The organism is Bacillus sp. PAMC28571, from assembly GCF_014250435.1.
Classification (GTDB): domain Bacteria; phylum Bacillota; class Bacilli; order Bacillales; family Bacillaceae; genus Bacillus; species Bacillus safensis.
Map to the genome: position 1 here is coordinate 2,635,885 of NZ_CP060191.1, position 14,754 is coordinate 2,650,638.

Consider the following 14,754-nt stretch of genomic DNA (forward strand, 5'->3'; position numbering starts at 1 on the left):
CCTTCCCTTACTTAACCACTTTCGCACCAAGCGACTGCTCAAAGTGAGAAAGTGCCCACTCGTGCCCCGCTTCATTAAAACTCGCCACAGCATTTTGGTGAATCACAAGTTCGAAGCCTTTATTGTACGCATCAACAGCTGTATGAAGTACACAAATATCGGTACATACGCCGGCTAAGTGAAGTTCCGTGATGCCGCGCTCGCGCAGTTTCATTTCTAATTGAGTGCCTGCAAAAGCAGAGTATCTTGTTTTTTCCATATAGTAGACATGTTTTAAATGTTTTGACGTGTGAAATAGTGAACTTAGTTTTCCATAAAGTTCAATACCCTCTGTTCCGCGAATATTATGGGGCGGAAATAACTTTGTCTCTGGATGATAAGGGTCCTCTTCTTCATGATGATCGACAGCAAAGACGACAAAGTGGCCTTCATCAATAAATGAAGAAGTGATCTCTGTGATCTTAGACTCAATCGCCTGTCCAGGCTTTCCGCATGTCAGTTTTCCATCGTCTGCAACAAAATCAACTGTATAATCAATACAAATCAACGCTTTGCCCATCCGCATCTCTCCCATATGCTCTTTTGAATCATTATAGCTTATTCATTTCACTAGGGAAACCTATTCAACAGATTCATGAGAAAAAGCTTTTTGAAACAGCTCATCTTCTATATAGATATGCTCCTGATTGACCGCACCAGGCATCTCGATGACAAGACCAAAAGGAGAGTGTGCTTCGTGATGATTCACCACTTTAAAGGAACATCCAGCGGCATTTGCCATTTTCACATATTGAGAATAAGAAGCATAAGACAGTTCACCATTTAAAAGTAGGGAGGCCTGTCGATTGGCCTTCAATACTTGTTCCACCTCTTGATACGGTTTATTTCTTGATACCTGTCCCTTTGTCAGGGCGAGAAGCGCTCGTTCCCTTAATGAACCAAGAAACATCCTTCGTTCATCAGGTTTTGTTTCAGCATGTCCAAATATCCCTTGCTGCAAATAAAAGTCTACGGATTCTTCTTTCATCGCTGTTTTCACTCCTGGTTTCTAAATTTACATTTCTGTGACCCAGTGCACAATTTTGAGTGCGAGGTCACGGGCTTCGTCTGTTTCTACTCTTTCCATTAAAGATTGTTCAAGCGTATGGATGAGCTGCTCCTTTTCGTCCTCATACGCAATGGAAATACTCCATTCAATGTCAGGTACGGCTACAAGCGTTTTATATTCTTTTTTATTTTCATGTAAATATACATTGTAGGTCTTTGGTTGTCCGCTTGTGATGTGTGCTTTTCTAATTTTCATTTGACTCAGTTCACACCTCTTTTTTCTTCTTACATCCATATCTATTGTACCATAAAAAAAGACAGCTTCTGAAAAAGGAATTCCCTTTCAAAGCTGGCTATGCATTAAAGCTCTTTTGCTGGCTGATCAGGTTTATATCCCACATAAACGTAACGTTTGGACTGCTAAAAAATTGGACAAAGTCCCCTGCATTATAGGTACCTGATCCACCGGCGGAGTGATCGACACTTTTTGGCGAAATGGCAAAAACATCACCGAAATGTGCAGAACCATTTCCAATCACACGGTCAATATGAATAGGCCCAACAATCGCTGGCATCTTTCCACCACCTTTTCTCCCCACATCATATGCCCAGCTTAAAAATACGTGTATGAAAAATAAAAAAGACAGCTGATCTGTGAGTATCAGCTGCCTTCCTATGCATTAAATGATTGAGGCTGGCCAAACAATGTAAAGTCCCAAAGCATCGTGGCATTCGGATTACTTGTAAGCGACATATAATCACCTGAATTAAAGGCTCCCGCACCGCCAGTAGAGTGGTCTACAGCCAAAGGGGCAATGGCCAGGACATCACCGAAAGTAGCTGCACCGTTTCCTCCTAACGACTCGATATGAATAGGTCCAACGATTGCAGGCATCAGAATCTCCCCCTATCTGCTTATCTCAATCATCTTATGCAAGTAGGGAAAAGGTGTGCATCTGTCCTAGACGTTTAAATGCTGTTCTTTGCGAGATCGCTGACGCAGCTGCACCAATCTAACAATATTCAAGGTGATGGCTTTGAGCAGTGCATAGACAGGGACCGCAAAGATCATGCCAAGGATTCCACCAAAACTTCCTGCCCCAATTAATAACAGGATAATGGTCAAAGGATGTGTGTTGAGGCGTTTTCCAATGATCAATGGAGAAATGACATTTCCGTCAATTTGCTGAACGACAAGAATGACAATGACTGTCACCACCGCTTTTCCAGGCGAATCAAGAAACGCAATAAGCACAGCTGGTGCCGCGCCAAGATATGGCCCAAGGTACGGAATCACATTTGTGACCGCAATGATAATGCCGAGAATGAGCGCATATTTCACACCGATTAATAAGTATCCGATAAAACAAGCCACTCCAACAAATAAACAGACAACAATCTGCCCTTGTATGTAAGCCGCAAGTGTATCGTTTAATTCTTTAAAGATTTTCAATCCTTCCTTACGGTAAGGCATTGGCAAAAATTGAACGAGCTTGTCCGGAAACTTATGTCCGTCTTTCAACATATAAAACAAAATGAACGGAACTGTGATCACAGCTAAAGCAATATTAGCAATCACGCCAAACACAGCAGACATGCTTGAAGCAATATTTTCCGGCAAACCTTTTAATGTTGAAACAATTGTCTGTTCAAACTTCGAGACGGAGACATAATCTTGGTTCATCATCCAAGTGAATGTTTTAGAATGCGAGAAGTCGTTGATAAATTTCTGCATATCCGTCACATAACCAGGGAAGCTTTTGACAAGTCCACCGACCTGTGTGACAATAACCGGTCCCGCAGCATTCACAATGAACGTGATAAGTCCGATGAACAAAAGATAAATAATCAGGATAGCAAGTGTCCTAGGAATTTTCTTGGACAAAAATCGAACAATTGGATTAAAGATGAAAAAGAGAATCCCAGCCAGCAAGATGGGAACAAACAAGGTGGATGCAAATAAAATAATCGGCTGAAATAAAAACGAAACCTTTGTTGATACATAAACAATGAGTAAAACAAGTAATATTTGGAATGTCCAAAAATGAACTTTAGATTTTAACAAAGATGCTCCTCCTGTTACGTATTGATCTTATTAAAAAACTACTATTCAACCCACCTTCTGTCAACTGCTTCTTGTTTTAGAACCTCATTTTTTGTAAAAAAAAGAACAATTGGTATATCATGCACTTTTTCCAGATATACATTCTATAAGCGTGAAAAAAGCAGACACCTTTGCGTCTGCTTGTTACACTCTTTCACTGTGATCAGGCATCACCGATACAATTTGCTGGATCCGCACATAAAAAACTGATTTTGCCCCCGCCTCAATCACAATATGATCCGGCATGACTTCCTTCAATTTTCCGCGCACTGTATCTTTCACTGTTTGAACAATTAATCTCATACCGATCACTTTCTGCAATGTTTGATAAACATATGGATCAACTAATGAAACAAGCTGCGGACTTCCTTGTTGTGCCATCCTACCTGCCCCTTTACTTGTGTATTTACCCACAGCGTATGCAATGACCCATGTGAATGTCACTCAGGGCAAACCCACAACCTAAATACCATATTTTAACATTTTATGTAACTTTACATCTTTTGGAAGTATAATAGATTGGTGCTGCCAACAATTTAAAACATTTGAAGAGGTGAATGATCTTGAAAAAACTCATCTGTCTCGCTGCTGTCATGCTCTTTTTTTCCTTTGCAAGTTATGCGTATGCAGGATCAATTGGGGATGAGCCTGGGACACCAGGGAAGTGGTTTAAAGGAGAAGAGCCGGTTCAAAAAGACGAGTCAAAACCGCCGCTTGTTTTTGTTCACGGCATTAACAGCTCCTCCTCCACATGGTTCGACCGAAACGACATGGCAAAGCAAGCTGTTCTGAACGGATACGAAAGCGCATTCATAGATTTGTATCCAGATCAGGATACGAAAAAGAATGGCAAACTATTAGCAGAAAAGTTAAAAGAAATCTATGATGTGTTCGGTCGAAAACTCATTGTGATTGGTCATAGTAAAGGCGGGGTGGATACACAATCCGCACTCGTGTATCACAATGCCCATCCATATGTAGAGAAGGTCATCACACTCGGCTCCCCTCATTACGGGACGCCGCTGGCAGATTTAGCGTATAGCAAGGGCGGAAGCTGGCTCGCGGAAATTCTTGGACAAAAAAGCGACGCGCTCTATTCTTTGCAAACGGGGCTCATGGCGGCTTTTCGAAGTGAAACCGACAAGCTGGAGAAGTTTCCTCATAAATACATCACGTATTCGGGATCGGAATGGGGAACATTTGGCGGGGTGCTGTACTTAGGAGGCATGTATTTAAAGAGCTTTGGCGCAAACGATGGCGCCGTCACGGTAAGCAGCACAAGACTATCATATGCAAACAATATTTTAACAGGGAAATGGGATCACAACTCAATTAAAAACGGCACAAGCATGTTCCCTGTGTTTCAGCATCAGCTGCTGGCAAATGCCGCAAGCGCTGAAAAAGAAAATATAGAGAGCCCGAACTCTACTGAGCTGAATACAGATATTTATGTGAAAGGCGGTGAAAGTGAAAAGGAGAAAACAGAAGCGTTCTATGTAGAGGAAGGAACGAATGGCTTATCGATTCATTGGTTAAATGAAAGACAGGAGACGCGGCCAGAAATCATCGCCCCAAATGGAGACGTCTTAACAAATCTGAAGACATCGGAAGCATCTTTCCCATATGAAGGCGCATATACGCACCATGTGCAAATCAATAAACCCGTTCCTGGAAAATGGACGATTCGATCAAATTCAGGAAAAAAGGCTCCTTATTTGCTGCTCGTATCCTTTGATTCACCATTAAATGAAGAAATCAAAGCAGAGGCAGCGAAATCAGGGGATGATGCATCGACCCATTCAAGCGGTCTGATTAAACGGTTAAGCAAGAAAGTAGAAACCTTTTACTTTAAGGATGCCCAAAAAGATCATCCACTCAAAACAACTGATTCATCCGCTGTTCAATTGAAAAAAGAAGGTGCTTATTCTGTCACGGTTCATTACACTGGACTCACTGCATCAGGTACATCAGCATTTAACCGCACCGTTATTCGCACATTGTATGTCGATCAGCATGGAAATATTCATGGAGACATTCCATACTAAACAGAACGTTTCATGGGCTGAAGTGCCTGCTGCACTTTTTGATCCAATTCCGTGATTTTTTTCATTGCTAGTGATTCGTCTATTTGTCTGTAATGATGATGTCCGCCAGGCTCTTCATCCATTTCATCTGCTTTCTTGACGATTTGCTGGAGTGTGTCCTTATGAAGGTCGCCCTCTGGCAAATATGAATCTGTATGAAGCAGAATCGCAAGCGCAATATCTTTGGCTGCCTTCGGTTCCTCACCGAGCCGTATGAGCAGTTTGTGAGCCCGCTCTGCGCCTTTAATGGCATGAATATCATTCCGTCTATATGTCTCGTAATCCCATTCTCCGCCATCTGTATACCATTCATAGTGGCCGATGTCATGCAAGAGGGCTGCTTTCACAGCGAGATCTGGATTAATCCCAGCCTGCACCGCCAGTTTGAATGCGTGATAAGCACAAGCAATCGCATGGGCTTTTCCTGAACGATTTAAATATTTTTGAGCGACTGGATGGGTGTAAACATCCATTAATGTAACCTTTCTCATGGAAACCCCTCCTTATCTATATTTTTAGCATCCTAACATATTCTGAAAAGAAACTCAAATGTTCTGTTATATTTTCTATGAGTCTCAAGAATAGCTTATGTCAAATAAGCTGTGTTTGCTTGTACAATACGAAAAAAGCAGTCGTTATGACTGCTTTTTTTCCTCTTTTCAGCGTGTTATGAAAACCCTTGAAGTCTAGGAAGGCCGAGTACTGGTGCGGAGCGAATTTGAGATTCGTGAGCACCGGCACGCAGGCCTGACACCGAATGCGAGGGTTTTTCTTCACGCTGCAGCCGTCGTTATGACTGCTTTTTCCCATACTCACGTGCATCGTAGACACATCCGCCAGCTGGATCACCCGATAAAAGATCGAGCAAAATACGTGCGACTTCATCTGGACTCTTCAGTGTGCCTGTTTCATATAATTGCTGAAAACGGTCTATTTGTTCAAAGTCTTGTTTTGATGATTTCCGAATTTCCCCCTGCATATCTGTATCGATTGTGCCGGGTGAAAAGGAAAACGTGTTGATCGGATGCGCCTCGTCCTGTTGTTCCTCATGAAAAGTCCTCATAAACATATCGAGTCCTGCCTTTGAACTGCAATACGCACTCCAGCCTTTGTATGGGTTTTTCGCCGCTCCAGAAGAGAGATGAACGATCGTTTTCTTTCCGTTAAATGATTGAGTCTGCTTGGCAAACACATGGCTCAGCAAAATAGGAATGACAAGATTCAGCTTGTAATGCTGATGAAGTGTATCCTGTCCGCCTTGTCCAACGCGCTTGATCGGTGTGACCATTCCTGCATTGTTGACAAGTAAGATGTCATCAGCATCTGCCAGAGTTTGCGGCGTAAGACTATGTTGAAGCCATTTGGCCGCTGCTTCTTCATCGGTCAGATCAACCTGGGTATGTGTAAGCTTCGGATGGGATATTGGCGATGCACTTCTTGCTGCCGTGTACACATGATCCCCGCGTGAAAGCAGCTTGTTTACAAGTGCTAAGCCAAAACCTTTTGATCCGCCTGTAACGATTGAAATTCGAATGACAATCTCCTCCCTTGATATCACTATTTTACGTAGTGAAACGGTATGACAGCAAGCAATCTGCATAAAGAAAAGCCTGCCTCTATTAAAAGAGACAGACTATTTCTTTTCAGCCTTCACATTCACCTTTGGAATCAGGATGATCATCACAACGAGACCAAGGGCTATCAAGAAACCAAAGATCATCGGAAGCAGTGCCGATGTCTGCTTCTCATGTTCATCCTCAGAAGGTGCTGATACAGCCGAATCACTAAAAGAGATATTCATCTCTTTCATCATACGAGCTGGTGTTTTGGGCGGGTTCTCCTTTAGATCACTAAATAGCTGCGGAGAAAGAGATCCCCCCGGGGCTTTAGGCGGTTTAGCAAAATGAATGTCTGTTTTGATTTTTGATGTCGTTTTGCTTTGTTCGTATTTCGTTTGATCCCTCAATATACTCGAGTTAATATTGAGTTCCTTTTCCTGATATTCATTCGGCTTGACATTCGTATCCGTATCTTCATCAGCAGCGAAAGCAGCAGGGATGAGGAGAAAAAGGGAAACGGCAGCGAGTGCCGTCCCTTTCACGAATAGATTAAGCTTCATGAGTCACATCACGTTCCTCTGTTTTATCTTTCCATAGCTTTTTCACAAGCGGTACGACCATGAAAAGAACAGTTAAAATCACTAACCCTGTGACGCCCATTCCAAAGGTGTCTCCATTTCCATATTGAATCGACAGGTACACGTCTGTCACTGGATTGGTAAAGTGGAAATTCGGCATCACCAAATCAATTAACGGTGCGACAAAGAAGAAAATCAGCGCTGTTGCTGCCATCCACCCGGCAATAGAACCGAATAGGAAGGCCGTGCGAATAAAAGCAGAGCACGCCACTAATAACAAAATGGTGAAGATCGACCATTGAATGGCTTGATCATCTGCTAGTTTGTAAATGTTCAGTCCAAACAAGCTGATCATGAGTCCGACTAATAGATTCAAGATGCCAAACAGTGCACCTTTGACCAGCATCGGAGCTGACGCATAATACGAGCTGAAAAAGCCAATTAACAAACTGCTGATCATCACAATGACCAAAATGACGACCGGCGGTACAGTCTGCGTTTTTTCTTCCGGCACATCGCCGCTGATTTTCAGCGGATTGGCTAAATGGTTATACACATAGTTGCTGTTGCCTTGATCACTTAATGTATTTCCTAAAATACCCTTTAAATCTTGCTGAACAAGCTTTGTAGAGTCGACATTCTTGCTCCAGTTTTCATTCAGCGTATCTGCTTTTTCTTGAACTGTTGTGACACTCTCTTCAATGTTATTCGTATAATCCGCCACCCCTTTTTGGCGGTCGGTTAACGAACTCATATTTTCAGAAAGACGAAGCACTTCCTGTCCAATTGAATCCTGTGCACTGACAACTATTGAACTGCCTGCAAGATCTGCCGTATACACCGCATCTCCTTGATCAGCCATTTGCTCAGCTACATTGTCGGCACTTTCAGAGATTGTCTGTAACTCCTGTTCCATGCTTGCCTGCTGAGTCGTAATGTACTCCGCATAACCATCTGAAAACTTCTGCATCTCATCAATAAAAGTAGACACATCATCGTTTGATGTCAGCATCTGGTTTTTGAGCTTATCCCAGTTTTCTGTTTCTTCTTTTTTGATGGAGAGGATGGACTGGATATTCTCTTCTTTTGCATCATATAGAGAAGAGTTATTAGATGGTTCGTATAAATCATTAAGCATCATTTCTAGTTGGGAGAGTTGATTGGAATACTCCATTAATTTCTTAGTGTTTCTTGTATTTGTTTCAAACTCTTGATCAAATATCTTAATGTTAAAGGCATTTGCAATAGGTGAGTTTTCTTGTTTCAGCTCTTTTACTTTGCTTAAAATAGAGGATTCCTGATTTTTGATTTCATTTGGAATCACATTATATCGATCTTGTAACTGTAAAAACTTCTTTTCAAGTTTATCTATTTTGTCAGAAAGGTCTTTAAGCTCTTCATTTATCTGACTCACTTTATCTTTCAATTCGTCATTATGAGCGGCCGCTTTTTCTTGAATTTTCTTTTTCACTTCATCTAGACGAGTAGCGAGTGCTTTTAGATCATCCTTCGATGAATTCGTGCTGCCGGTATCTGGCTGAGCAGGATCATCACCTGTATTATCATCATTGTTATCTCCAGTAGGCGGTGTCTCCTGATCTGCTAATTGATCCGCAAGATCGTTCATTTCTGTTGAAATTTGTGAGAGCTCATTTGTTTCTTCATCTAGGTTAATCCCAATCTCTTCTGGGTTTTCATTATCTTGATCTGATGAATCGTCATCATTATCGTCTTCTGGCGGCTTAGATGCGTTTATTAACTCTTGCCTTTTTGTATCTAACTTATTCTGCAAGACGATAATCTTATTTTTATAATAGTCCAAGTACCGCTTTTCATAGGTTTTAATTAGTTCTTCCTGAGAGTCCTGCACAAGTTTAGCTAATCCCTTTGATTGATCAGGAATAACGTCTTCTCTCGACTTTTGAACAGATTGGATGGCGCTGTCCGTTGTTTTCAGCTGACTTTGTACCCCGTTGATGTCTGTTTTGAGTCCGCCCATTTGATCACTAAAGCTGCGGGCATTTTGGTTTTGAATGTCAGCGAGCTGTTTGAGCCCTTGCTGGATTTGCTTTTGGCTTGCTGATTGTGCTTTGATCAAGAGATCCTTTTGTTTATCTTGATACTGCTGGTATTGATCGACTACTTTCACAAAGTCCTTTAATCGGTTCTTTGCTTCTTCTGTTGTACTCAAGCCGTCTTTATATTGTTTCTGTGAATCGGCCATCGCATTTTTTAATTCTTCTATTTGTTTCTTCTGCTGCTGGACGGCATCTGATAGTTTGTTTGAGTTCGGTTTATAGAAGTTGTACATCGTGTTTTGGAATTCAACTTCTTTGCCGACAATATGCTCAAATTCTTCTCTCACATTGCCAATTTCCTGTGATACAAAACTCCAGTATAGCGTCGACATCTGTTCATTCATTTTCTTTTGCGCATTTTCCAGCTCTCTCTGCACTTTCTCTTTATTGACTGCATTGAGCTGATCTTGAATCGAAAATTGGATGGACGCCTTTTCAGGATGGTCTTTATCATAGCTCAGCACATTTTTAGAGAAATCAGACGGAATATAAAGGACAGCGTCATATTTTCTGTTTTTCAGTCCATTTTCCGCCGCACTGCGATTCACTACAGTCCATGTATAATCAGGACGTTCTGACAATGCTGCCACAACATCCTGTCCGAAACGAGCCGTGTTTTCACTTTCGCTCGCTCCCATATCCTCATTGACCACTGCAATATTTCGCGTGGCATTCTTCTTCTGTTTTGCCGGGTCATCTCCAATCAGGTGGAAAAATAAAACCGGCAGCACAAGAATCAATATCATGGTGGATACGATTTTGATGGAGCTTTTTTGCTGCTCTGTCATTGAACACTCTTCCTTTCTACCGCACATAAAGGAACCTGGATTTTCTTCTCTTTTCCGTTTTCAACCAAATACCCGAAGCCTGGCTGAATCTCTGGTTCTTGTCTTGCATACGGAAGCGGTATGATGTTTTGCTCTGATTTTTTCATGAGTAACATAGCATGACGAACTTGTTTGATTTCGTTTGTGAGTGCATCATAGCCCTTACTAAACTCGGTATGATTCCCTGATGCAATCAGGCTGAAGCCTAAGTGTGCATATGACTTCATGAAATCAGCCAATTGATCTTGAAGACGCGGATCGATCGTCTGCTGAAAACGCGTAATGCCATCAATCACAAGCACAATTTGAGGAAATGACAGCTGATCGGTCTCCCCTTGGCGCACAGCTTCGACATACATTTCTTCCCGCACCTTGAATATGCGGTCCATTTCTTCTGCCCATTCGGTGATATCATCTTTTGTTTCAAGGTAATCAATGTTCTCTTCTTTTGCATAATGGGATAGACCTCGATCAATTGAATCAAAGACAGCCAGCTTTTCAGGCTTTGCCACTAAAAGCTGATCGAGCATCAGTTTTGTCACATTTGTTTTCCCGCGCTGCGTTTGACCGATAATGAGGCAATGTTTATTCTTTTTCAAGTCAAAATAAACAGGTGCCACAGATTCCTCATCTAATCCGACTGGAATGTCATAAGGCGGTTTTTGTTCATCTAAACGACTCTCAAGCTCCCAAACTGTCAGCTTATCAGGAAGCATTGGCACAGGCTTTGGTTTTTCGGATGGTTCAAAGCGGTCATGAAGAATCTGTATCTCTTGTTTCAAATGCTCAAACAATTCGAGATCGTTCTCTCCTTCAACTGGCAGAAACATTTGCGCAAAATAAAGCTCTTCTTTGTTAATAATGACTCGTCCTGGGATCGGCTCTAAGCTGAATTTCGGTCTGCCAATAATCGAGTACGCCTCTCCTTGATCCATTAAGTAATGGACAATCTTTGTTTTCAGATTGTTCATCAGCGATTGACGCACTGCATTTACCCGGGTTGCTGTAATCAAGAAGTATATACCTAGTGATTGTCCGTCACGGCTCAGCTGAATAAATTCAGATTCGAGATCATGCATTTCGTCTTTGACAATGTCAAAGTTGTCAATCACGATAAAAATGAACGGAAGCTTTTTCTCATTTAAGGCGTTGTACATTTTGATATGACTCATTTCTTGCTGTCTGAATAAGCGCTTGCGATATTCAACCTCTTCCCGCAGACGCTTCATTGATTTTTGAATCTTTCTCATCTGATCCATTAAGAAATAATCCGCCGTATGCGGCAGTTTAGCTAACGGAAGCAATGTTCCGTTTCCGAAATCATAAATATATGCGTGCCATTCTTCAGGTGAATACCTCTCCGCAAAGCTCATCAGCAGTGTTGTGGCAGCAAGTGATTTGCCGTAGCCGGAGGAACCGAAGATGCCAATGTTCCCATCTTCCATCATTTGATAAGAAAGTGGATGCTGGCTTTGCTGATCTGGTTCATCGACAAGCGCAAAATGGAAGACATGCTCTTCACTCGACGCATAACGTGTTTTTGGAATACGTTCCTCAAGCGGTGGAAGCCATGGACTTGGCAGCTTCTCAATTCCAAGCTCTTGCTGCATACGTTCAATTTCATCCACAACAGCGGAAATCTCCGTCACTGTCTCTTTTTTCACTGCTGGCTCTGTGCTTACCCCTGATAACGGAATAAGACCAGTATCTGTCACAATGGCAATGTCATCTTCTGAGCCGTAGCCATCTTCCATATATGGTGCACCGCTCCAAGCCGATTGGAACAATTCATAAATTTCATTGTTGCCCACTTGTAAATAACCGCGGCCTGTGACGGTAATGGACGCTGCATCACTATTTTTCAAAATTTCCTTACTGTCTGACGCATCTTGTACTTTTAGTGCGACCTTAAAACGGGAGTTACTCCAAATCTGATCATCAATGACCCCGCCTGGCTTTTGGGTAGCCAAAATGAGATGGACCCCGAGGCTTCGGCCAATACGTGCAGCGCTGACAAGCTCCCTAATAAAGTCTGGCTCTTCACTTTTTAATTCAGCAAACTCATCAGAGATTAAGAACAAGTGAGGCATTGCCTGCTCAGCCTTTTTCTCCTTGTAAAGCTTCGTATAATCATTGATGTGATTCACATGATACTGATCAAACAGCCGCTGTCTTTTCTTCAATTCACTTTTAATTGAGGCAAGCGCTCTTTCACTAAAGTTCTTGCTGCCTTCAATATTGGTGATCGTTCCAAGTAAATGAGGAATATTTCGAAACGGCTGCGCCATTCCGCCGCCTTTATAGTCAATCAACAGAAAAGCAACTTCATGCGGGTGAAAATGTACAGCGAGCGATAAAATATACGTCTGTAAAAATTCACTTTTCCCTGATCCCGTTGTTCCCGCCAACAGTCCGTGCGGGCCATGTGCTTTTTCATGCAGGTTCAGATCGACAATGTCGTTTTTCCCTTTATAACCAATTGGAACTGATAATGATTTGGCCGTTTCTGAAGTCAGCCATTTTTCACGAATGCCAATGTCATCTACCTGTTTGGCATGGAAAAGATCAAGGAATGAGACCGTCTCAGGAATCGAATTGGTCATACCGACTTGATGATCTAATGTTCTCAGTGTTCTGGCAAACAGTTCATTGTCCCCGCGCTGATGTGTATCAAGCTGAAACGGAATTCGTACTGCCTTCTTGTGCTGAATGAGAATATCTCCTTCTTCTTCGTTAATATAACGGACAAGCGTCGAAATATTTTCAGCTAAGCTTTCCTTTGTTTCTGCTGCAAAGATGATGGAGATACCAAGATCTGTCCGGCTGCCTTCTAGGTATTCTAAAATCACATGCTCGGCAATGAGCTCATGATTTGTCACGATGAACACAAAATGAGGCGTAAAATTTTTCTTCTCTTTTTCTTCTTCTAAATCACGCTCGCGTAAAATTTCATAAATAGAGGACAACAGCTGATCGCGTGTTTGTTCGTTGTAAATAAACCCTTTGCCATATGTATGAGGCAGCTGGAAGTGCGGAAGCCATTTCATCCATTCCCAATTCTCATACTCCTGCTCATGAAAGATAAAGACAAATCTCAAATCGTGATAGCTGTGCGAGAAAGCAAGCTGTCCAACTAGCTGATGAAGCTCATTTTTCACAATCGCAGGCTTCCCTATTAATCCTGTTGGACCATCCGCAAGACCGAATGTAATCGGGACATTCTTCACTTCACGATATACTTTTTGCATGTGCTGCGTTTGTTCCATTAAGTCATCAACATCTCGATTGGCCATATCGCCGCCGCTCATCGATAATTCATAGCTTGATGGGACTGCGCCTGTTCCAAGACGCAGGTGCAAGAAGTCGTCACTCACAAGCGTCTTTTCCCAAATGCGTCCGCTGATTTCTGATGTTAAATACTTCATTTGTTCAAATGACGGATAATGATACGTCAAAATATATTGCTGGCGGTCATACAGCTCCTGCAGCTCTTTTCGTTTATTTTCTAAATAAAGAGAATAGACACGCTGCCGCTTCTCTTCTCGTCTTTTGCGCTGTGATTTTTCCTTAAAGTATTGAACGGACGATGTAATTAACGTCATGATAAACATCGCCATTGACACGATAATAAAGATTCCACGCGGCTGGATAAGGGCAACAATCCCCATCACAAGGAGCATCACAAGCGGCGGAAGGACAACAAGCCAAAGCCCTCTGCTATTATTTTCACTCTCCTGCGAAGGAAAGCTAAAGGATACCCGGTCATCTGGCAAATCATAAATCAAACGCGGTGTACGTCTGTATGAAGGGTATTTTTGTTTTGTTTCTGTACTTGGCGGTCTTGTTTTTTCCAAACGTGTATGAAAGGGTTCGTATGCTGTCACCTGTAATAAATCATCATCTTTAAATGTCACCGTCAGAAAGTTCCAGAACAGCTCATCTCCTGCATAAATCTTCTCTGGACCGTGGATTTTCTTTCCGTTCACGTAAATCGTCTCGTCCTGAGGCATGACATACCATGTTCCTTCGATTTTCTCTAAAGTGAACTGGCTGGCATCTTGAAACATGGAATGAGCTTGTTCTTTCCACACATCAATCTCATCTTTCTCTTCACGTGAAAAAGACAGCTCCACTCTATTTCCTAGGTAATAAATATGTTGATCATGATGTGCATCCATTAAAATAAGTGTGAGTGAACCAAGCTGATATGGTTCATGTGGAAGTAATTTGCCTTTCTTCTCATCTCCCTGATAAATAGTAAAACCATCATTCGGTTCATCAGGAGATAAACGAATGACCCCTTCATCAAACGAAAGTGAAGGGATTGTCACTGTATGCTCTATTTCAGGTCCAATCAGAGCTTCTCGATTGAACTGTTCATCTAAACGGACAGTTTGATAATCCTCCTCATAAAAAACCCAAAGAAGACTCAAACGCTCCACCTCCTCATGGGACAGCACCAACTGTCAGTTGTATC

The 14,754-nt window shown here is 42.1% G+C and carries 13 protein-coding genes; 1 reads left to right on the forward strand and 12 read right to left on the reverse strand.

The genetic code is table 11. The annotated features are described in order from the left end of the window. Positions 1-7: 7 nt before the first annotated feature. The 7 genes from H7F25_RS13420 to H7F25_RS13450 form a co-directional block, all read right to left on the reverse strand. Positions 8-559, reverse strand: coding sequence for a cysteine hydrolase family protein (locus H7F25_RS13420; protein WP_024423328.1), 552 nt, complete (start codon positions 557-559; stop codon positions 8-10). A gap of 60 nt (positions 560-619) precedes the next feature. Next, entirely contained in the window at positions 620-1,027 is a 408-nt protein-coding gene (locus H7F25_RS13425) for a YueI family protein (RefSeq protein ID WP_024423329.1), read from the reverse strand. A 27-nt stretch (positions 1,028-1,054) separates the two neighbouring features. Further along, complete coding sequence (locus H7F25_RS13430; RefSeq protein ID WP_024423330.1) at positions 1,055-1,303, reverse strand: YueH family protein; 249 nt, start codon at positions 1,301-1,303, stop codon at positions 1,055-1,057. Positions 1,304-1,400: 97 nt separating this feature from the next. Continuing rightward, the gene (locus H7F25_RS13435; protein ID WP_024423331.1) at positions 1,401-1,622 is read right to left on the reverse strand and encodes a spore germination protein; all 222 of its coding nucleotides are present in this window, start codon (positions 1,620-1,622) and stop codon (positions 1,401-1,403) included. Positions 1,623-1,720: 98 nt separating this feature from the next. After that, on the reverse strand, positions 1,721-1,942 hold the full coding sequence (locus H7F25_RS13440; protein WP_024423332.1) for a spore germination protein: 222 nt from the start codon (positions 1,940-1,942) through the stop codon (positions 1,721-1,723). A 66-nt stretch (positions 1,943-2,008) separates the two neighbouring features. Continuing rightward, positions 2,009-3,112, reverse strand: coding sequence for an AI-2E family transporter (locus tag H7F25_RS13445; protein WP_024423333.1), 1,104 nt, complete (start codon positions 3,110-3,112; stop codon positions 2,009-2,011). Between the two features lie 183 nt (positions 3,113-3,295). Beyond that, the gene (locus tag H7F25_RS13450) at positions 3,296-3,532 is read right to left on the reverse strand and encodes a YuzF family protein (protein WP_024423334.1); all 237 of its coding nucleotides are present in this window, start codon (positions 3,530-3,532) and stop codon (positions 3,296-3,298) included. A 176-nt stretch (positions 3,533-3,708) separates the two neighbouring features. Here H7F25_RS13450 and H7F25_RS13455 point away from each other — a divergent pair, with 176 nt between their 5' ends. After that, positions 3,709-5,196, forward strand: coding sequence for an esterase/lipase family protein (locus H7F25_RS13455; RefSeq protein ID WP_241258024.1), 1,488 nt, complete (start codon positions 3,709-3,711; stop codon positions 5,194-5,196). On the opposite strand, the gene H7F25_RS13460 is transcribed toward H7F25_RS13455, so the two are convergent. The 5 genes from H7F25_RS13460 to essC form a co-directional block, all read right to left on the reverse strand. Beyond that, entirely contained in the window at positions 5,193-5,726 is a 534-nt protein-coding gene (locus tag H7F25_RS13460) for an HD domain-containing protein (RefSeq protein WP_024425954.1), read from the reverse strand. The genes H7F25_RS13455 and H7F25_RS13460 overlap by 4 nt on opposite strands. Positions 5,727-6,025: 299 nt before the next feature. Beyond that, complete coding sequence (locus H7F25_RS13465; protein WP_253207519.1) at positions 6,026-6,769, reverse strand: (S)-benzoin forming benzil reductase; 744 nt, start codon at positions 6,767-6,769, stop codon at positions 6,026-6,028. 99 nt (positions 6,770-6,868) lie between these two features. Continuing rightward, positions 6,869-7,354, reverse strand: a complete 486-nt coding sequence (gene essA, locus H7F25_RS13470) for a type VII secretion protein EssA (protein ID WP_185853806.1) — start codon at positions 7,352-7,354, stop codon at positions 6,869-6,871. Further along, positions 7,344-10,238 (reverse strand): type VII secretion protein EsaA, encoded by a 2,895-nt coding sequence (gene esaA, locus H7F25_RS13475; RefSeq protein ID WP_185853807.1) that lies wholly within the window; start codon positions 10,236-10,238, stop codon positions 7,344-7,346. Before esaA ends, essA begins: the two co-directional genes overlap by 11 nt. After that, positions 10,235-14,710: a type VII secretion protein EssC gene (gene essC, locus H7F25_RS13480; protein ID WP_185853808.1), complete on the reverse strand. Its 4,476-nt coding sequence runs from the start codon at positions 14,708-14,710 to the stop codon at positions 10,235-10,237. Before essC ends, esaA begins: the two co-directional genes overlap by 4 nt. Positions 14,711-14,754: the final 44 nt, after the last annotated feature.

Excerpts from the sequence above, each read along its gene's own strand:
- H7F25_RS13450 (WP_024423334.1), bottom strand. The coding sequence starts at position 3,532 with ATGGCACAACAAGGAAGTCCGCAGCTTGTTTCATTAGTTGATCCATAT.
- H7F25_RS13430 (WP_024423330.1), bottom strand. The coding sequence starts at position 1,303 with ATGAAAATTAGAAAAGCACACATCACAAGCGGACAACCAAAGACCTAC.
- H7F25_RS13455 (WP_241258024.1), top strand. The coding sequence starts at position 3,709 with ATGATCTTGAAAAAACTCATCTGTCTCGCTGCTGTCATGCTCTTTTTT.
- esaA (WP_185853807.1), bottom strand. The coding sequence starts at position 10,238 with ATGACAGAGCAGCAAAAAAGCTCCATCAAAATCGTATCCACCATGATA.
- essA (WP_185853806.1), bottom strand. The coding sequence starts at position 7,354 with ATGAAGCTTAATCTATTCGTGAAAGGGACGGCACTCGCTGCCGTTTCC.
- H7F25_RS13460 (WP_024425954.1), bottom strand. The coding sequence starts at position 5,726 with ATGAGAAAGGTTACATTAATGGATGTTTACACCCATCCAGTCGCTCAA.
- H7F25_RS13440 (WP_024423332.1), bottom strand. The coding sequence starts at position 1,942 with ATGCCTGCAATCGTTGGACCTATTCATATCGAGTCGTTAGGAGGAAAC.
- H7F25_RS13420 (WP_024423328.1), bottom strand. The coding sequence starts at position 559 with ATGGGCAAAGCGTTGATTTGTATTGATTATACAGTTGATTTTGTTGCA.
- H7F25_RS13425 (WP_024423329.1), bottom strand. The coding sequence starts at position 1,027 with ATGAAAGAAGAATCCGTAGACTTTTATTTGCAGCAAGGGATATTTGGA.
- H7F25_RS13435 (WP_024423331.1), bottom strand. The coding sequence starts at position 1,622 with ATGCCAGCGATTGTTGGGCCTATTCATATTGACCGTGTGATTGGAAAT.